The organism is Chryseobacterium culicis, from assembly GCF_002979755.1.
GTDB lineage: Bacteria > Bacteroidota > Bacteroidia > Flavobacteriales > Weeksellaceae > Chryseobacterium > Chryseobacterium culicis_A.
This window is the reverse complement of the sequence record NZ_PCPP01000004.1, coordinates 1-20,121: the sequence shown is the minus strand read 5'-3', so window position 1 is coordinate 20,121 and position 20,121 is coordinate 1. Positions and strand designations below refer to the sequence as shown.

The following is a 20,121-nucleotide window of genomic DNA, read 5'->3' as shown; positions in this document are numbered from 1 at the left end:
AAGACATAAAAGATTTACAGACTACAGCTAAGTAAGATTTACAGCAGCTGCCTCATTTTCTTTTATGCCTTCAGTGGTTACACAAGATAATTGTTAGAAGGAATACTTCGCCCCAATCTGAATCTGGTATGGATTTCCAGACATTGGAACCAAACCTCCTCCACTTACGTTTTTAGTATATTCATACTGCATGGTCTCCTTATTAAATTTGGTTACTTTATACAGAGAGGTATTTCCATATGAGTTGTTTACACCCCATTCTTTATTAAGCAGGTTTGCCACATTGAAGATATCAACAGAAAGTTCAAAAGCTCCTACTTTATCAAATTTAATTTTCTTCGCTACACGTACATCCCAAACGCCATAGAAGCCATTTTTACCTCCATTACGTTCTGCAATTTTACCATTATACTCGTTGATATAATCTTTCAGAGCCTGCCCTACCTGTGGATCATCCAGAATGGATTTGGTAAGATTTGGGAAGATAAAGGCAAGGTCATTGGAATCTACGAAATCACCATTGATATTTCCTCCGGTTGTTGCTGAGAAACGGGTTCCTCCAATTCCTGAATATCTGATTCCTAGGGTAAATCCTGCAATGGTAGGAGAATTCCCATAGATCACTACTTTATTTCTAAATTGGTTATCAGAATACGTCATTCTTAAATCTCTCGGATCACTTTGAATCATGGTGGACAAGGTTGCTGAGTTCGCTACGTTTCCGTTATAAGAGGTATTGTCTTTGATATCAGACCATGTATAACTCGCTGTGATTTCTCCGTCTTTCCAGTAACGGTAGCTTGTATCTATGACGAATGAGAACTGGTTTACTTTACCATCACTCACCAATTCCAGTACTCTTCCGAAATTATTATTGATTCTTCCCTGTTTCCAGTCGAAACTTACACTGTTATTGGCATTATTGGTAATGGCACCTGTAGGAATGAATACACCTCTTCCGCCTTCATTAGCCAATGTAAAGAAAGGATTTGCCACCATGTTTCTGTCGTAGTAATAGTAATTATTTCTACCTAATGCCATGTATCCTGCAATACCTGCTCTGAATCTTTCATTGAAGAAATGGGTATAAGAGATATTCGCTTTATAAACGATTGGAATCTTTGCATCTTTACCCGTATAATTGATGGTTGGAATCTGAAACTGGGAAAGTGAAGGCACCGAATTATAATCATTTCTATATTTGTTGAAATCCGGGAAAGGGACATCTTTAGCCGTGACATCCACTGTAGCCAAATGTTTTCCATCGAATACAAGGTTGTTGATGATCATATAATTGTTGATATCGGAAGAGAAAATTCCGGCACCGAACTTAAGGAAGTCTTTATTTCCTTCATTGATATTCCAGTCAAACTGGAATCTCGGCTGGATCACAAATGATTTGATCTGATTATCAGTTCTGATTCCCATTTCATCAAACAGTTTCTGGTTGAATTCTGCTTTAGGATACCCTCCGTAGTCTAACCTCAAACCAGCCATTAAGTCAAGACCTTTTGCCACTTTCGTCTGAAACTGTCCATAGACACCGAGATTCCAGATATTTGACCTTACAGACGGATCTTCCATCAAAGGAACTTCTCTATAGAATCTGTAAGGAGTCATCGCATCAAAATTACTTATTCCCTGGAAATGGAATCTTCCGTTTACTTCACTTCCGTAGACCGATTTTGAAGTTGTATACATCAAATCAGCTCCGAAAGTATATTTTACTTTATCTGTATTGTAGTACAAGTTGTCTACAATCTGGAATACATTATTTCTAAAGCTTTCCTGGGCAAAACGGTGTCCTCCAATCTGAATATTAGTAGATCCGGCACTTGATGCTACTCCTTCAACAATCGCTCTTGGCACAGGTTTTCCCAGCTGATTGTTCTGGTAACTGTCCTGGAAAGTATAAAGATACTGAGCCTTTAATTCATTGGTTAAATTAGGTTTCAGATTTGACCTTAAGGTTAACAATAAGCTGTTATCAAGATTTTTGTCGTTTCCGTAAGATTCAAAGAAATTGATATTGGTATTATCCCCCAACCCGTTTTTATTCAGGTCATAGGTGAAGTTATTTCTTAATGTTAATAAGTGCTTCTCATTAATCTGCCAGTCTAAACGTAAAAATCCTGCATCTGAGTTTCTTACTTTGTCAAAACTTCCAAACTGAGGACTGCTTCCCACGCCATATTTTGCTCTTGCAATATCCACAAACTGATTAAGAGTCTGTGTTGTGGTATTAAACCTCTTCTCATCATCCGGAGATTTGATATCAGCAATGATCAAAGGTCTTGAATCCAGCTGGTGATCCCATGCTACGAAGAAATGTAATTTATTTTTAATGATGGGACCTCCCAATGAAAATCCGAACTGAGAAGTAGAGAAATCATTATCTCTTTTGTTCCCTCTGATATCATATGGACTGGAAAGCCAGTTGGTTCTTAAATATTCCCAGGCACTTCCTGAAAATTTATTGGTTCCTGATTTGGTAACGGCACTTACCGTTCCACCTCCGCTTCTTCCCAATGTCACATCATATTGGTTGGTTGTAATTTTGAATTCACGTACTGCTTCAATAGAAATGGAGAAAGGGGCACCACTTCGGCTGGTAGTGGCTCCTGCAGAAGTAGGGTTTTTGGCTGTCATTCCATCAATAGTAAAGTTTGTGGAAGATCCAAGCTGTCCGGAAAGGTTTCCACCTTTTCCGCTTAATGGTGATAATTCGGCTAGATTCGCAAAGTTTCGTCCGTTTACCGGAAGTATACTGATATTTTTAGCAGAAATTGCTGTAGCAGCTCCAAGGTTTCCGATCTTGTTTTTAAGATTTCCCGTAATCTTTACTTCTTCAATTTGTTTCTCACTTCCAAGATCCATATTTACGGTAACCTGATCCCCGAAGTTGACATTGTAACCTTCTTTTTTATCATCATTTACAATGACAGTGTAAGGCCCACCAAGAGGAATTTCTTTAAAAATATACTCCCCTTTCGAGTTCGTTTCCGTTTCTGTTCTGAATCCGGTAGATTCATTCACGATCGTTACTTTCACTTTTTCCTGAGCCACAGTTCCCGGCCCGGTAACTTTCCCTACAATAGAAGCCTGCGTGGTCTGTGCATATGCCATTGTCCCAAGCCCTAAAAACAATAATCCCAGTACAATCTTTACTTTTTTCATTTCTTCCGAAGATCTATATTATTAATTTTTTGATTTTCGCCAGGAAACCTCTTTGATTTTCATGATGATAGATCATGATGAGGTGTTTTTCCATTAGATGTGCAAAGGTATTTTGACTTTAAGAGCGCAGTGTTTAAGAAAGTTTTAACATTTTTTTAATTAAATCAGAACGTTATGTTAAATTAATTTAAACACATGTTTTATTTACAACACAATCAACCTGTTAAAGCATGTTACCTATTTTTAATTTTCCTGTACTATTTTATTCTGTTATTTTTTAAATGCAATTACTTTGGTTATTTTTGCTCAAAAGATAGAAAAGCAATGTCTGAAAACATTCAACAAAAGATAGAACAGCTCCGCAAAGAGCTTCACCAGCATAACGACAACTATTATCAACTGGATACTCCCACCATTACGGATTTTGAATTCGACATGCTTCTGCAGGAACTGCAGGATCTGGAGGCCAAGTATCCGGAATTTTACGATGAGAACTCTCCTACGGTCCGTGTAGGTGGTGGTGTCACTAAGGTTTTCCCTACGATTCAGCATAAATTCAGAATGTACTCTCTGGATAATTCTTATGATTTTGATGATCTTGAAGATTGGGAAAAGAGAATTATCAAAACGATTGAAGATCCGGTAGAATTTGTTGCCGAACTGAAATATGACGGTGCTTCCATTTCTATTCTTTATGAAAACGGAAAACTGTCACAGGCAGTTACCCGGGGAGACGGTTTCCAGGGGGATGAGATTACTCCGAATGTACGTACCATTTCGGATATTCCTTTGACTTTAAAAGGTGATTTCCCTGCTCAGTTTTTTATGCGTGGAGAAATTTATCTGACCAGAAAAAACTTTGACAAGCTTAATGTACTGCGTGAGGAAGAAGGTCTTGATCCTTTCATGAATCCTAGAAATACAGCCAGCGGAAGTTTGAAAATGCAGGACAGCGCTGAGGTAAGAAAGCGTGGACTTTCTTCGGTACTGTATCAGTTTATCTCTGAAGATATTCCGGCAGAAACCCATTGGGAGCTGCTTCAAAAGGCTCAGAGCTGGGGATTCAAAACTTCTCAGCAGGCAAAATTATGTAAAACGATGGCTGAGGTACAGGAATTTATTACATTCTGGGATACTGAACGCCATAATCTGCCTTTTGAAATTGACGGGATTGTATTGAAGGTTAATTCATTACAACAGCAGAGACAGCTTGGTTATACAGCCAAATCTCCCCGTTGGGCAATGGCTTATAAATTTAAAGCAGAAAAGGTAGAAACAGAGCTTCAAAGTGTATCTTATCAGGTGGGAAGAACGGGTGCTATTACTCCTGTTGCCAACCTTAAGCCTGTTTTACTGGCCGGAACGATCGTAAAAAGAGCATCTCTCCATAATGAGGATATCATCAAGAAACTGGATCTTCATGAAAACGACTTTGTTTATGTGGAAAAAGGGGGAGAAATTATTCCGAAAATTGTAGGGGTAAACACGGATAAAAGAACGGAAGAAAGCAAGGAAATAGAATATATCAAACATTGTCCTGAATGTGGTACTGAGCTGGTAAAGATTGAAGACCAGGCTATTCATTTCTGTCCGAATGAACTTCACTGTCCACCACAGGTAGTGGGAAGAATGATTCATTATGTTTCCAGAAAAGCTTTGAATATTGATAATCTGGGGAGCGAAACTATTGAACAGCTTTACAGAGAAAAATTAATTGAAAATCCTGCTGACTTTTATGTTTTAACGAAAGATCAGCTTCTTCCTTTGGAAAGAATGGCTGAGAAATCTGCTCAGAATATTATTACAGGAATTGAAAAATCTAAAGAAATTCCTTTTGAGAAAGTACTGTACGGAATCGGGATCAAGCATGTGGGAGAAACGGTTGCCAAGAAACTGGTAAAGAACTTCCCAACCATTGAAGAATTAAGGAATGCAACGGCAGAAGAGCTTTGCCAGGTAGAAGATATTGGGGCTAAAATTGCAGTAAGTATCGTTGAATTTTTCCAGAATTCTGAAAACGTATTGATGATCGAACGTTTAAAATCTTACGGAGTACAGCTTGAAAAAGGAGAAAGCACAAATGAAGTATTATCCAATGTGCTGGAGGGAAAAACATTCCTTTTCACCGGGAAATTGTCTTTATTCACAAGAGAATCTGCTGAGGAAATGGTAGAAAAACATGGTGGAAAAAACATTTCTGCCGTATCGAAGAACCTCAATTACCTTGTAGTAGGTGAAAAAGCAGGAAGCAAGCTGAAGAAAGCTCAGGATATCGGAACCATTGAAATCCTGGACGAACAACAGTTCCTTGATTTGATTGAAAAGCAATAAAGAATAATGATTTAATCATTTATATAAGACTGTGAAATCTATCACAGTCTTTTTTATTTTCATTTTGACATAAGTGCTTTGAATTCAGAGATAAAAAAACAATAAAGTATTCACTTAAAAGTTTACATTTGCTTTTGATTTGTAATCAAATAGTAAAAAACTAAAACGTAACCAACTCAACCATGAAAAAACTCTACTCAGCCATTCTGCTGACTCTATTTTCTGTACTTCAGTCGCAGATTGTCAATATTCCTGATGCTAATTTTAAAAGCCTGCTGGTAGCCAATATACCTTATCTGGCTACAAATATTATGGGTAACAGTACAATTATTGATACCAACCATGATGGAGAAATCCAGTTATCTGAAGCCGCCAACATCAGTAAATTAAACTTTGACACCACTACTTTGCAAAATTACACCTCCTTTTCTAATAATGTGATTTCAATAGAAGGGATAAAAAGCTTTACGAATCTGACACATTTTAATATTGACAATTTTCCACTGTTACAAAGTATAGACCTTAGTAACAATACAGTATTATATAAACTGGATATCAGCAGATGCTATGTTTTGTCATCAGTAAATCTTCAGGGTTGCAGCCAGTTGCATGATCTGGATATTTTCTTTACTAAAGTCCTTTCGATTGATCTATCAGGATTGACAAATTTATATGATGTGAATATGACCCAGTGCCAGCTTGCTAATATCTTTTTAAATAACAACACGAATCTTACCAACTTATCACTGGTTTCCAATAATCTTCAGACACTTCCTTTAAACCAGACTCCTAATCTGAAATTTCTAGGGATCCCCGGTAATAAGTTTACGTCACTCGATTTCAGTGCTTTTCCAAAAATTGAATCCCTAAATTGTACCTACAATAAATTTACAAGTATTGATCTCTCCCAAAATGAAAAACTTCAAATTTTCGGATGTGATATGAATCCGAATCTTAAGTATTTATTTATTAAAAATGGGGTCAATAACTTTACACAGAATAATACTTCAACATTTTCAGGGACTCCCAATCTTGTTTATATCTGTGCAGATGATTTTGAAATTCCCAATATCACTTCTTTGTTACCCACTACTATGGTCAATTCCTATTGCTCATTCACCCCGGGAGGCACATTCTATACTATTCAAGGGAATACAAAAGCTGACATCAACAATAACGGATGCGATCCCAATGATCCCAACAAAGCTTTTCAGAAATTCACAATAGCAGGAGGCGGAATAACAGGAAGCATGATTGCCAATAATTCCGGAAATTACAGTATTCCGGTACAGGCAGGTAGTCATACGGTAACTCCGGTTCTGGAAAATCCGACCTATTTCAATATTTCTCCGGCAAACTTTACGGTTAATTTCCCTCAACAGGTAAGTCCTTTCACTCAAAATTTCTGCATTACTCCCAACGGGATTCACAATGATTTAGAAACGGTTCTTATCCCTGTGACAGCAGCTTCACCTGGTTTTGAATCAAAATATAAAATCATCTATAAAAACAAAGGTACTGCACCTCAGTCGGGAAATATAGTTTTTAATTTCAATAATAACCTGATGAACTATCTGAGTGCAACGACATCTCCAAGCGCTCAATCTACCGGAATGTTGAACTGGAACTTCACAAATCTTCTTCCTTTTGAAACCAAAGAAATTACCGTAACTCTGAAATTAAATACTCCAACACAAACTCCGCCAGTCAATGGAGGTGATATTCTGCATTACACGGCACAGATCAATGGTGCAACTGATGAAACGCCTGCTGACAATAGTTTTACATTAAACCAAACTGTGGTCAACTCTTTTGATCCCAATGATAAAACCTGTCTGGAGGGAACTTCGATCACCCAAACTCAGGTGGGAGACTATGTTCATTACCTGATCCGGTTTGAAAATACAGGAACAGCCAATGCACAGAATATTGTGGTAAAGGATGAAATTGACATAAATAAATTTGATATTTCTTCGCTTGTTGCGTTAAGTGGAAGCCATAATTTTGTGACTAAAATCAGCAGTCCGAATATCGTTGAATTTATCTTTGAAAATATTCAGCTTCCTTTTAATAATGCGAATAATGATGGATATGTTTCGTTTAAAATCAAAACAAAGTCTACCTTAAATCTTGGGGATAGCTTCAGCAATACTGCAAAAATCTATTTTGATTACAACCATCCGATTATTACCAATACTTATACGACAAGTGTTCAAAATGTATTGGCAACAGCAGAAACCCATAAGGAAAACCAGAGTATTTCTGTTTATCCTAATCCTGCAAAAGATGTTTTAAATATCAGATCCAAGCAGGAAATCATCAAAGCTGAAATCTATGATGCGACTGGAAGAATTATCAGCTCATTAAGTGTAACAGGAAACTCAATTTCTGTTTCTGAACTTACTAAAGGAAACTATATTCTAAAAGCTTTCACGAAAGAGAATGTAATTGTACAGAAGTTTATTAAAGAGTAGACTTGTAAATGTTATAAAAAAGGGCTGCGAAAATTATTCGCAGCCTTTTTATGTTTTCGAATCTGTCTCAAAATTCATATTTCACTTAAAAGCAATAATAGTATATGGAGAACTTTCTCCTGTCTTTGGCAGAATCAGCCTGAAATGTTCTTTATCCTTGTAGTAATCTACATATGGCTCTTTGGTGATAATTTTTCCTTTTTCTGTTGGTTTATATCCGTCGGCTAAAATCAGTGTAAGGTACTGATCATATTCTTTCTTTGTTTTAAACTCAAATTCAATTCTGTCTTCTGATTTTTCTTCAGCATATTCAAACTTCCCAATTTTTGAGGTATAATCGGGGGCTTCATATTCGGTTAAAGCGAAACGCAGCCCTTCAGTTCTGTCATAAAACTTGAACTTTTGCTGTTTCATTTCCTTTTTAAACTCATCCATTGTAAGTTTATTGAAACCGTCAAGCTGTTCTAATGTGAAGGTCTGAGCAGAGATCTGAATACTCAGTACGACTGAAAATAATATAAATGCTAAAGTCTTTCTCATTTCTATTTTTATGACAAATATAAAGAATAGGATTATCAGTTTTGTAATCTCCAGTCATGAAGGACAAGGGTAATAATAACGTCGTTCCATAACTCAAAGCCTATTAACTTAGGTTTTACCGGAAGAATGGAGGTGTCAACCCATTTAGGTTCCCCTACAGTATACATTGTCGCATCATATAAGAGATTTTTATCAAAGGGATTACTTACTTGAAGCATCATTCCTTTATGTTTTCTGTCTTCAACATCCTGCGAAAACTCTATTTCTATGGTCTTTGACGGGTTTACATTCTCTTTAACCACCTTCATAAATTCCAGTTTTCCCTCTTTAACATCTGCTTCAATAAATAAGTGTTCACCAGGATAAATTTGCAAAGTATTTTCCTCAACAAAATATGGAGATTTTTTAACTTCCTGCTGATAGTATCTCACAGAATCAACCGGAAGTTTTAAAGTAAAATTTTCACGAAATTCTTGTTGACTAAAGCAAAAATTCGAAATTATTAGTCCAAAAAAAAGAGCAATTGTTTTAATATTCACAGGTATAGGTTATTTAATTTAATAGCGCTAAAATATAATAATCCTTCCAAACCGGTAGTGTGAAATACTATTATTCTTTAATCAAAGCTTTCCGAAACAGTAAAATTTCGTCCTTGTTTAATCCTTCCAAAGAAATGGTACGTTTTGTATTGGGCATCCAATCAGGATAAAGAATCAATTCCACAGAATTATCATGGATATGAAACTCTCTCAGAACTTCAGGCTTTCTTGTATTTCTGCGATCTGATCCAAATCTCAGATTAATACACTTACCAGGAAAAATATAAAAATCTTTAGGAAACAAAAATATAGAATTCTGATTCATGAAAATTTCAAAACTACACCATTGAAATTTTTTACTATAGCTAAGACCTCCTTTACTTACTGAAACAATTGTACCATGGATATTTTTAAAAATTACCGCATCCGGCTGTTGATATTTTTCAATAATTTTATTTTTCTGGGTATAAAAGAAAACTCTTGAAACGATAAAAAATGCTATACCTGCCAATGGCAAATAGAAAAAAGGATCCATGAATTTAAAAGAATAGAATTACACGTTGTTAATAAGAAAATCAGATATTTTCTGAGTCAAATATATAACAATAATCCTTATGAAACCGGCAGTCTGAAGTAAAAAGTACTTCCATTATTCAGAGAACTCTTCACTCCTATTTCTCCATGTTGTTTCTCAATGAAGTTTTTTGAAATGGCCAAACCTAAGCCTGTTCCATTCTGATGTTCTCCGGGAACCTGAAAATAACGGTCAAAGATCTGGCGGTGGTATTTTTCATCAATCCCGCTTCCGGTATCAATAATGCTGAACTGAATCAATGAATTCAGTTTTTCTACCACGATCTTAATATTTTCATCCTGGAAAGAGTGCTTTACGGCATTCGTTAGAAAGTTATTCATCACCCAGACTGTTTTATCAAAATCTGCTGTCACGGCATCACTATCTTCTAGCAGATATTCTGTACTGATGGAGATATTTTTCTGTTCCGCAAGCTTTTCAACATTTTTTACAGCGGTCTGTACAATTTCTTTAGGAGAGCATTTTTCCACTGTTAGTCTTATATTTCCGGATTCTACCTGGGAAAGGTTAAGCAGCTCACCTGTGATATCCAGTAAACGCTGTCCGTCTTCATTAATGCTTTTCAATAATTCCTGCTGTTGTTCGTTCAGTTCTCCGAATTTTTGGTTCCCAAGAAGCTGTACGCCCATTTTTATAGCTGAAATTGGAGTTTTCAGTTCGTGGGATATTGTTGCAATGAAATTGGTTTTAGCAAAATCAAGTTCTTTAAAAGGCGTAATATTTCTCAACAAGATTACCTTTCCGATATATTTTTTCTCTTTTTCGCCTGTCTTTACTATATTGATGGGGATAACATCCTGTTCAAAATAGTTTTCTTTGTTATCACGGACAATCTTAATCGGATCTTTTACCGGATGGTCTATATTTTTCAGCAGTTCACGTATCAGATCATTGTTGATAGCTACTTCATGGGCAGTTTTTCCAATAATTTCTTCCTTGTGAAGGTTCGTAATCTTCAAAGCTTCATCATTGATCATGTAGATAAAATGATTTTCATCCAGCCCAATCACCGCATCGTGCATATTGTTAACCAATGTTTCGATCCGTTTTTTATCCATCAGTTGCTTGGAAAGTGTACTGCTTTCGTACTCCTGAAGTTTCTCCGCCATACTGTTGAATGATTCTGCCAGGCTGTTGAATTCCTCACTTCCTTTAAAATGAACTCTTTCACTATAATTTTTATCAGCAATTTGTTTGATACTGAAAGTAAGCTGATTGATAGGTTCTGCAATCGTTTGTGGTAAATTGAAAAGCAGAATAAAAGCAATCAGAAAGCACACCGTTCCTAAACTTACAATCCAGAAAGTGGCATTTTCTGCTGTAATGATGGCGATATCACTCTTTCGTTCTATCCCTTTCATATTCAAAGACATAATCTTGGACAGATCTTCACGGATGAGTTTCTCTTTATGAATATCAGGAGCTTTCAGATAGCTGTTGAAATGCAGATTCAGATTCTGAGTGGCTTCTTTTTCTCCGAATTCAGTAAGATTTTTTTCCTGAAGTTTATTATTTTTCTGAAAATCTGCTACCGCAACGGTACTGTCAGTACTGATATTATCCAGTGCCAGAAGCATATTTTTGGAAAACTCCAGACTGTTGTAATTGGCAGTAAGGATTTTTTCAGTATCAGATTTTAATTTATTAATATATACAGAACCTATCACTGAAAGCAGAACAATCAGCAGAAATAAAAGGCCAACGCCTAAGGTAAGTTTCGTTTTAAGTTTCATTATTTTTTAAGATAAAATAATAATATCTATCTGTCTCTCATTCAATCTGTTCATCAGAGTATAGATCCAGCTGTACCCCAACATCCGCTGCCAGAAACTGGCATGAGGCTTCCCAATGCAGACCGTTGTTATATTATGAGCAATCACATATTCCAGAATTCCGTTATGAACACTGCTTTCTTTGATCCGGACTACTTTTGCCCCTAATTCCTGTGCTAAATTAAAATTATTAATTAAATACCGCTGTTTATCCAACGCTATTTTTTCCGGATTTTCAGAGGGCTTCTGAACATATAAAACCGTCCACGGACTGTTATAATAGCTGGCTAATCTTGCAGTCTTACGAATAATTGTTTTGGCAATCTTCTCATTACTGCTGATACAGGCCAGGAATTTTATCGGTTTAAAATTTTCAGTTTTAATCTCTGTTTCTACCTTTCTTTCTACATGGGTGGCTACTTCTTTTAAAGCCAGCTCACGAAGCTGAAGAATATGTCCGCCCTGGAAAAAATTACTGAGTGCCGTTTGAATTTTTTCTTTTTTGTAAATCTTTCCTTCTTTTAAACGGGTCAGCAGTTCATCAGCCGTAAGGTCAATATTCACCACTTCATCGGCAAGTGCCAGTATTTTATCAGGAACCCTCTCTGCTACTTCTACTCCTGTAATTTTCTTTACCTCTTCATTCAGACTTTCAATGTGCTGGATATTCATAGCACTGATGACATTGATCCCGTTATCCAGGATTTCCAGTACATCCTGCCATCTTTTTTTATTTTTAGAACCTTCCACATTGGTATGAGCCAGCTCATCTACCAGAACAACCTCAGGATGCTCATTGATAATGGCCTGAAGATCCATTTCTTCAAGGTTTTTTCCTTTATAAAAAACGGATTTTCTTTCAATTTGAGGAAGCCCTTCTACCAGAGCTTCGGTTTCTTCACGGCCATGGGTTTCAATATACCCAATCTTTACATCAATGCCATTTCGCAAAAGAGAATGTGCTTCCTGAAGCATACGGAAACTCTTTCCTACGCCTGCACTCATCCCGATATAAATTTTGAATTTTCCTTTGCGGGATTTCTGGATAAGTTCTAAAAAATCTTTTGCTGATGACATTGATTTTATTCTTTTTAATTTTACTTTAAACACCTTTAATCGTGGTTAAGCTGACTCCTAAAACCAGGCTGAAAGGCTTGTTGTAATGAAGAAGTTTCCTTTTTTAAATTCATCATTTTTTGCAAAAATGGCATCTTTCGCAGTAAAACCTCTTGCCTCTGTACGGAAAACCACATTTTTAAAGATCGCATAATCTACGTTGAGAGAATATCCAAAGGTCTGAAATCCATTTGGAGTTCCGGTGTTGATAATAGCCCCATTTTTATCATTGTAATATTCTAATCTTCCAGCCAGCGCCCATTTGCCATCAAACTGATATTTCATAAGAACATTCGGGCTGTACCAGATGTTATACTGCTCGCTTCCTTTTGATTTCTGCTCTGCTCCGATATCAAATCCCAAGACCGCGGAAAACTGATCTGTCAGCTGAAAACTTCCATACAAATCATGGAAATAACGCATTCTTTTATCATCCTTTGCTTTATCATTTCCAATAAATGAGCTGCTGTTCAGCGTGATTTTTTCATTTGGTTTATAAGTCACCTGATGTCCGAAAGAAATACTTTGGTTTCCTTCCGGTTTAGCGATACGTTGCCAGCCATTCAGGACTAATCCGCTTAAAAACCATTTCCCATTATCTGAGGTATAAGAAATTTTAGCACCTGTTTCAAAATAAGGAGAATTTTCTGCTGCAAAACTTCTGGTCAGGTTGATATTATCCTTTCCTATAGCACTTTCCCAGCCAATATGAGAAGGCATGATCCCTGCATCAATCCATAAATTTTTATTTTTCGATATTTTGATCCCTACATTGGCTTCGTTTACATAGCGCAGTGCATTTTGTTCAGCAGCCATATTATCCTGGGCATAAGTTCCGGCCATTAAAGCTACATTGGCGCGGATATTTTCACTTTGATAATTGGCTTTAACCAATCCCAGATTGAGGTTCATTTCATTATGCCTGTTATAGGAGTATAAGAAATTCTGACGGATATGATTTCCCGGTTCATTAAAATCATAGGTATAAAACAATTCTGCATAAGCGGAAAATGTAACTTTATTCCCTGTTTTCAATGAATCTGATGACTGTGCTTTTGTTAAAAATAATCCTAATAGTGCACTTATAGCTAGATATTTTTTCACTTTTATTTTAAGGTATGTGAATCATGTCAAGGTTTAAAACATTGACATGATTATTGATTATTAAATTACTATTTTAATTGGTCTAAAGCAATATTAAGCTTCAGCACATTTACTTTTGATGGTCCGAAAAGACCTAAGAAAGGCTTTTCAATTTGGGTATAAATCAAGTTTTTGATCTGTTCCTCTGAAACATTTCTCACTTTTGCAATTCTCTTTATCTGATATAATGCTCCTTCTTCAGAAATATCCGGATCCAGACCGCTTCCGCTTGCCGTCACCAGTTCTACAGGAACTTTAACACCACTCATTTCAGGATTCTCCATTTTTAACGTGTCAATTCTTTTCTGTACCGTTTCCAGATATTCATCGTTACTTGGACCTTTGTTGCTTCCTCCACTTCCTGCAGCATTATAATTGACTGAAGACGGTCGGCCATGAAAGTAATTTTCAGATTTAAATTCCTGTCCGATATTGGCATAAAACTTCTGCCCTTTATCATACACAATTTCTCCGTTTCCTTTGTTGGGAAGTATTTTAGAACCTCCGTATACAACAGCCAGATAAATACCTGTAACCACCAACATTACAAGAGTTAATCTGAATGCTGAAACAATATGATTTTTCATTTTTTAAATTTTAATAGAATAAACTGATTACCAGATCAATGATTTTGATCCCAATGAACGGAACAATTACTCCGCCCAGACCGTAGATCAAAAGGTTTCTTCTCAATAACGCACTTGCACCGATTGGCTTGTAAGCTACTCCTTTCAAGGCCAGCGGAATCAGGAACGGAATGATCACCGCATTGAAGATAACGGCCGATAATATGGCAGTTTCCGGACTGTGAAGGTTCATAATATTAAGCTTCTGAAGCGAAGGAATAAAAGTGATAAAGAGCGCAGGAATAATGGCAAAATATTTTGCAACATCGTTTGCAATACTGAAAGTGGTCAATGTTCCTCTTGTCATCAGCAGCTGTTTTCCGATTTCTACAATTTCGATCAGCTTTGTCGGGTCATTATCAAGATCCACCATGTTACCGGCTTCTTTCGCTGCCTGTGTTCCGCTGTTCATTGCTACGCCTACATCGGCCTGTGCCAGTGCCGGAGCATCATTGGTACCGTCTCCCATCATGGCTACCAGCTTACCTTCCTGCTGTTCTTTTTTGATATAATTCATTTTATCTTCAGGCTTGGCTTCGGCAATAAAATCATCTACTCCTGCTTTTTCTGCAATAAATTTTGCGGTCAGGGGATTATCTCCGGTTACCATTACGGTTTTCACGCCCATTTTTCTCAGTCTCTGGAAACGCTCCTGAATTCCTGTTTTGATGATATCCTGAAGTTCAATAACGCCCCATACTTTTTCATTAACAGCAACTACAAGAGGCGTTCCACCATTTTCGGAAATTTTGGTTACCGCATCCTGCGTTTCCTGAGGGAAGATATTCCCGGCTTTTTCAGTCAGTTTTTTTATGGTATCATAAGCTCCTTTACGGATTCTTGTTTCTTCAAAATCGATCCCTGAAGTTCTGGTCTCCGCTGTAAAATCAATATAAGTAGGATTGGAAACCAACAAGTCTTCAGATTTCAAAGCACTCAGTTCAATAATTGATTTTCCTTCCGGTGTTTCATCAGCCACAGAACTTAATGCCGAGGCTTTAATGAAGTCTTCAAGCTGAATTCCATTAGCTGGATGGAATTGGGTTGCCTTACGGTTTCCAATAGTGATTGTTCCGGTTTTATCCAGCAACAGAACATCAATATCTCCTGCCGTTTCTACGGCTTTCCCACTTTTGGTAATCACATTCGCTCTCAGTGCTCTGTCCATCCCTGCAATCCCGATTGCAGAAAGCAGACCTCCGATTGTTGTCGGAATAAGACAAACGAAAAGAGATATAAATGCCGCTATGGTAATCGGAGTCTGCGCGTAGTCTGCAAAAGGCTTTAAAGTGAGGGTAACAATAATAAATGTAAGCGTAAATCCTGCTAAAAGTATAGTTAATGCGATTTCGTTGGGTGTTTTCTGTCTTGAAGCTCCTTCTACAAGGGCAATCATTTTATCTAAGAAGGATTCTCCGGGTCTTGTTGTCACTTTTACTTTAATTCTGTCTGAAAGTACTTTTGTACCGCCTGTTACAGAGCTTTTGTCTCCTCCGGCTTCACGGATTACAGGAGCACTTTCTCCGGTAATTGCAGATTCATCAATGGTAGCCAGACCTTCAATGATCTCGCCATCCATTGGAATCTGATCTCCGGCTTCACAAAGAAAAATATCCCCTAATTTCATCTCAGCAGACATTTTCAGCATTGTTTCTACCTGAAATCCGGGTTTGTTATCAACCACTAGTTTGGCTGGAGTTTCTTCCCTTGTTTTTCTTAGGGTATCAGCCTGTGCTTTTCCTCTTGCCTCTGCAATAGCTTCTGCAAAATTGGCAAAAAGAACCGTGAAAAATAAAATAATAAATACTAAAAAGTTATAGGAAAAGCTTCCCTGGCTTTTATCACCAGTAAGGCTGAACATGCTCACGATAAACATGACAACTGTTCCGACTTCCACCAGGAACATTACTGGATTTTTAAACATAATTTTCGGATTCAGCTTTACGAAAGACTGTTTTATCGCTTCGTTTACCAAATCTCTTTGAAACAATGTTTGTGACTGATTTTTCATTTTTTTGAAAGAGTTTATATCATTGTAAATCAATAATCACCATCAAGGTCTGCCAAATAATAAGGATAGATATGGATAATATTAAGTGAACGTTTCAGTAAGTGTCAGACTAGCTTCCTCAAACTTTAGCTTCCTTAATGGTTGAATATTGATTATAATTTTTAATGTTCACATTTATTTTGAGAAATACTGGATCTGCTCTGCGATAGGTCCTAATGTCAATGCAGGGAAGAAAGACAGTGCTGCAATCAGTAGAATCACTGCCAGTGTCATAAATCCGAAAGTAGCTGTATCTGTTTTTAGGGTTCCGGAACTTTCAGGGATGTATTTCTTCTGTGCCAATAGTCCTGCAATCGCTACCGGTCCAATAATCGGAATGAATCTGGATAGTAACAGTACAATTCCCGTTGAAATATTCCACCAAGGTGTATTATCTCCAAGTCCTTCGAATCCTGATCCGTTATTGGCTGCTGAAGAAGTGAATTCGTACAGCATTTCACTAAAACCATGGAAGCCAGGATTGTTCAATGTTTTTGCTCCAAACTCAGGTAAGTAGGCTGTTAAAGCTGTTCCTGCAAGAATTAAGAAAGGATGGAATAAAGCCACAATCATCGCAATCTTCATCTCTTTGGCTTCAATCTTTTTACCCATAAATTCAGGAGTCCTTCCTACCATCAGACCACTGATGAATACTGCCAGAATAATAAAGATGAAATAGTTCAGAATTCCGACTCCACAACCTCCGTAGAAACAGTTGATCATCATCGCAAGCAGTTCATTCATTCCGGAAAGCGGCATCGTACTGTCATGCATGGCATTTACAGAGCCTGTAGAAATCACCGTAGTGGCAATACTCCAATAACCGGATGCTGCACTACCAAAGCGGATTTCCTTGCCTTCCATTGCTCCCAGACTGTTATCTGCTCCCATTTTGGTAATTAAAGGATTTCCTCCGGTTTCATTCACGATATTCGGAATGGTAAGTGCCAGGAAACCGACGGTCATTACAGTAAAGATCACCCATGAAAGTTTTCTTTTATTCAGATAAAAACCCAGTGCAAATACCAAGGCAAATGGAATGATCATTTGAGTGATCATCTCTGTCATATTGGTAATATAATTAGGGTTTTCAAGTGGATGCGCTGAGTTTGCTCCGAAAAATCCACCTCCATTAGTTCCCAAATGCTTGATCGCAACAAATGCGGATACAGGACCTCTGGAAACATCAACCTTCTGACCTTCCAGTGTTATGATATGATCTTTCCCTTCGAAAGTCATCGGGCTTCCGTTGATGGAAAGAATTAAAGCAACAATTACACTTATCGGAACCAGGATTCTGATCATTGATTTTGTAAAAAAATCATAGAAATTCCCTAATTCTGTGCTTGTTTTTTCTTTAAAAGCTTTGAAAAGAACCGCCATTGCCGCCATTCCTGTTGCTGCCGTTACAAACTGTAAAAACATCAGATAAAGCTGGCTCAGATAGCTTACTCCTGTTTCTCCTGAATAGTGCTGTAAATTACAGTTAACTAAGAATGAAATGGTAGTATTAAAAGCCAGATCGGGCGACATATTCGGGTTTCCATCTGGATTTAAAGGAAGCCAAGCCTGATTCATTAAGAGGAGAAAACCAATGATGAACCAGATCAGATTAATGGCCAGCATGGCGTACATATTCTGTTTCCAATTCATCTGACGGGTAGGATTAATACCCGATAATTTATAAATTAACTTTTCAATAGGTTCAAAAACCGGATCAAGAAAAGTCTTTTTGTGTCCATAGACATTAGCTATATATTTACCTAAAAATATTCCTATAACTAACGTGACAGCAAACATTGCTATAATGCCTAAAATTTCTGTATTCATGATCGTTTAAAATTTTTCAGGTTTTATTAAAACATAACAGATATACACAAAGGCAAGTATTGAGAGGAAAAATAAACTCCACATAATTTATATTCTATCAAAAAATTCAACTGATTTATATAAAAGCCAAAACAATACTGCAAAAAGCAGAATTAAACTTATAAGCATCATATCTTAATCATTAGGGTTAAAAGAGTCAGTAATACATACGATACAATCAGCAGACTCAAAGTCGAATGCTCCCGTTTTTTAAACGTTTTTCTTGAAATTGTCATTGTTAAATATTTTATTCAGAGACTATATGCCAAAAGAAAGTCCATTCTCAAATAAAAACACTTAAACAACTGAAATAAAAACACTTACGATAAAAATACAACATCTACTAAAACAAAAAAGCCTATCAAAATGATAGGCTCTTTATTAAAATGATAAAAGATTTATTTTAATCCGTATTCTTCCAGTTTACGGTATAATGTGGCTATACCAATCTCAAGTAGACGGGCTGCTTCTGCTTTGTTCCCTTTTGTATACTGCAGAACTTTCTGTATATGTATTTTTTCCAGTGATCTGATACTTAAAGAATCACTTTCTTTAGCATTTTTTTCAGAATAATGAGGAAGACTTTCTGCATCCAGAATATTGTTATCCATTAAAATCAAACTCCGCTCTACAGCGTTTCTCAACTCACGGATATTCCCTTTCCAATCATTTTTCTCTAAAGCTTTATAATAATCCGGATCAACCTGCACAGAAGACAGGTGAAGTTTATGTGAAAAAATATCAACAAAATTCTTCGCAAGTGCCTTCAGATCTTCTTTTCTGTCTCTTAAAGCCGGAAGAGTGATCTCAAAGACATTAAGTCTGAAATAAAGGTCTTCTCTGAAATTCCCCTGCTTTATTTCACCTTCCAGATCCCTGTTGGTGGCTGCAATTAATCTAAAATCGGATCTTGAAACTTTTGTTTCCCCCATTTTGATGAATTCCCTGGTTTCCAAAACTCTGAGTAGTTTCGCCTGAAGTTCTATAGGCATTTCACCAATTTCATCCAAAAATAAAGTCCCTCCATTAGCTTCTTCTATCAGCCCTTTTTTATCTTTCAAAGCACCGGTAAAAGCACCTTGTTTATGACCAAAAAGTTCACTCTCCAGAATTTCCTTACTGAATGCAGAGCAATTGATAGCTACAAAACTATTCTTCTTTCTGTCACTGCCTTCATGAATAGCACTCGCAAAAACCTCTTTCCCAGTCCCTGTTTCTCCTGTAAGAAGAACCGCTGCATCCGTTAGAGCCACTTTTTCTGCCAGTTTTTTAGATTGCAAAATTAAAGGTGACTTACCAATGATTTGGTCAAATCCTTTCGTTACAATTTGCTGAACTATTCTTGACTTGTTGTCTTTTACTTTCTCAAGAGCCTTATACACCAATGGGATAATTTTCTCATTATCATCACCCTTAACAAGATAATCATAAGCTCCATTTTTCATAGCTTGCACTGCATCAGTAATATTACCGAATGCTGTCATCAGGATAATTTCCAGCTGAGGATATTTGGTTTTAATAGACCTAACCAGCTCTACCCCAAAAGCATCAGGAAGACGTACATCGCTTAGAACTACATCAAAGTCATACTGCTCCAGCATCGTCATAGCAGAACGTGCCGTAGAAGCTTCTTTTACATTAAAATTTTCTTGGGAAAGGATCATTCCTAGGAGTTTAAGGAGCTTGATCTCATCATCGATGATCAGAATATTTCCTGACATTATAATTATTTTTGGAAAACTCCTACAAACTTATTGAATTTATTCGAGTAAAACCCGTTTATACAGGGAAATAGTTTAGTAAATAACAACGATATATTTCAGGAGCTGTATCCCGCTATTCATTCATACTCCTCGCGCCTGCACGCTCCCACGCTCAGCCCCACCCAC

At 36.9% G+C, this 20,121-nt stretch carries 14 protein-coding genes; 2 read left to right on the top strand and 12 right to left on the bottom strand.

Annotated elements, in window-relative coordinates; translation table 11 throughout:
• Positions 1–93: 93 nt before the first annotated feature.
• The gene (locus CQ022_RS18355) at positions 94–3,177 is read right to left on the bottom strand and encodes a TonB-dependent receptor (RefSeq protein ID WP_105683760.1); all 3,084 of its coding nucleotides are present in this window, start codon (positions 3,175–3,177) and stop codon (positions 94–96) included.
• A 324-nt stretch (positions 3,178–3,501) separates the two neighbouring features.
• On the opposite strand from CQ022_RS18355, the gene ligA reads away from it, so the two are divergent.
• Both ligA and CQ022_RS18345 read left to right on the top strand, forming a co-directional pair.
• Positions 3,502–5,508: an NAD-dependent DNA ligase LigA gene (gene ligA / locus CQ022_RS18350; RefSeq protein ID WP_105683759.1), complete on the top strand. Its 2,007-nt coding sequence runs from the start codon at positions 3,502–3,504 to the stop codon at positions 5,506–5,508.
• A 182-nt stretch (positions 5,509–5,690) separates the two neighbouring features.
• Positions 5,691–7,982, top strand: coding sequence for a T9SS type A sorting domain-containing protein (locus tag CQ022_RS18345; RefSeq protein ID WP_105683758.1), 2,292 nt, complete (start codon positions 5,691–5,693; stop codon positions 7,980–7,982).
• An 81-nt stretch (positions 7,983–8,063) separates the two neighbouring features.
• Here CQ022_RS18345 and CQ022_RS18340 read toward each other — a convergent pair whose 3' ends face one another.
• The 11 genes from CQ022_RS18340 to CQ022_RS18290 all read right to left on the bottom strand — a co-directional run bounded on the left by CQ022_RS18340 (position 8,064) and on the right by CQ022_RS18290 (position 19,953).
• Entirely contained in the window at positions 8,064–8,522 is a 459-nt protein-coding gene (locus CQ022_RS18340) for a hypothetical protein (protein ID WP_105683757.1), read from the bottom strand.
• 35 nt (positions 8,523–8,557) lie between these two features.
• On the bottom strand, positions 8,558–9,061 hold the full coding sequence (locus CQ022_RS18335) for a hypothetical protein (protein ID WP_105683756.1): 504 nt from the start codon (positions 9,059–9,061) through the stop codon (positions 8,558–8,560).
• A gap of 70 nt (positions 9,062–9,131) precedes the next feature.
• Entirely contained in the window at positions 9,132–9,596 is a 465-nt protein-coding gene (locus tag CQ022_RS18330) for a hypothetical protein (RefSeq protein WP_105683755.1), read from the bottom strand.
• Between the two features lie 77 nt (positions 9,597–9,673).
• The gene (locus tag CQ022_RS18325; RefSeq protein WP_105683754.1) at positions 9,674–11,389 is read right to left on the bottom strand and encodes an ATP-binding protein; all 1,716 of its coding nucleotides are present in this window, start codon (positions 11,387–11,389) and stop codon (positions 9,674–9,676) included.
• Between the two features lie 6 nt (positions 11,390–11,395).
• The gene (locus tag CQ022_RS18320) at positions 11,396–12,505 is read right to left on the bottom strand and encodes a histidine kinase (RefSeq protein ID WP_105683753.1); all 1,110 of its coding nucleotides are present in this window, start codon (positions 12,503–12,505) and stop codon (positions 11,396–11,398) included.
• A gap of 57 nt (positions 12,506–12,562) precedes the next feature.
• Positions 12,563–13,648: a porin gene (locus CQ022_RS18315; protein WP_228421784.1), complete on the bottom strand. Its 1,086-nt coding sequence runs from the start codon at positions 13,646–13,648 to the stop codon at positions 12,563–12,565.
• A gap of 68 nt (positions 13,649–13,716) precedes the next feature.
• A complete protein-coding gene (gene kdpC / locus CQ022_RS18310; protein ID WP_105683752.1) occupies positions 13,717–14,274 on the bottom strand; it encodes a potassium-transporting ATPase subunit KdpC in 558 nt (185 codons plus the stop codon).
• Positions 14,275–14,284: 10 nt separating this feature from the next.
• Positions 14,285–16,324 carry a potassium-transporting ATPase subunit KdpB gene (kdpB, locus tag CQ022_RS18305; RefSeq protein ID WP_105683751.1) on the bottom strand — a complete coding sequence of 680 codons (2,040 nt, stop codon included), beginning with the start codon at positions 16,322–16,324 and terminating at the stop codon, positions 14,285–14,287.
• A 174-nt stretch (positions 16,325–16,498) separates the two neighbouring features.
• Positions 16,499–18,193 carry a potassium-transporting ATPase subunit KdpA gene (gene kdpA, locus CQ022_RS18300; RefSeq protein WP_105683750.1) on the bottom strand — a complete coding sequence of 565 codons (1,695 nt, stop codon included), beginning with the start codon at positions 18,191–18,193 and terminating at the stop codon, positions 16,499–16,501.
• A 6-nt stretch (positions 18,194–18,199) separates the two neighbouring features.
• The gene (locus CQ022_RS23355; RefSeq protein ID WP_077415921.1) at positions 18,200–18,277 is read right to left on the bottom strand and encodes a potassium-transporting ATPase subunit F; all 78 of its coding nucleotides are present in this window, start codon (positions 18,275–18,277) and stop codon (positions 18,200–18,202) included.
• Positions 18,278–18,630: 353 nt separating this feature from the next.
• Positions 18,631–19,953: a sigma-54-dependent transcriptional regulator gene (locus CQ022_RS18290; protein ID WP_105683749.1), complete on the bottom strand. Its 1,323-nt coding sequence runs from the start codon at positions 19,951–19,953 to the stop codon at positions 18,631–18,633.
• Positions 19,954–20,121 lie beyond the last annotated feature (168 nt).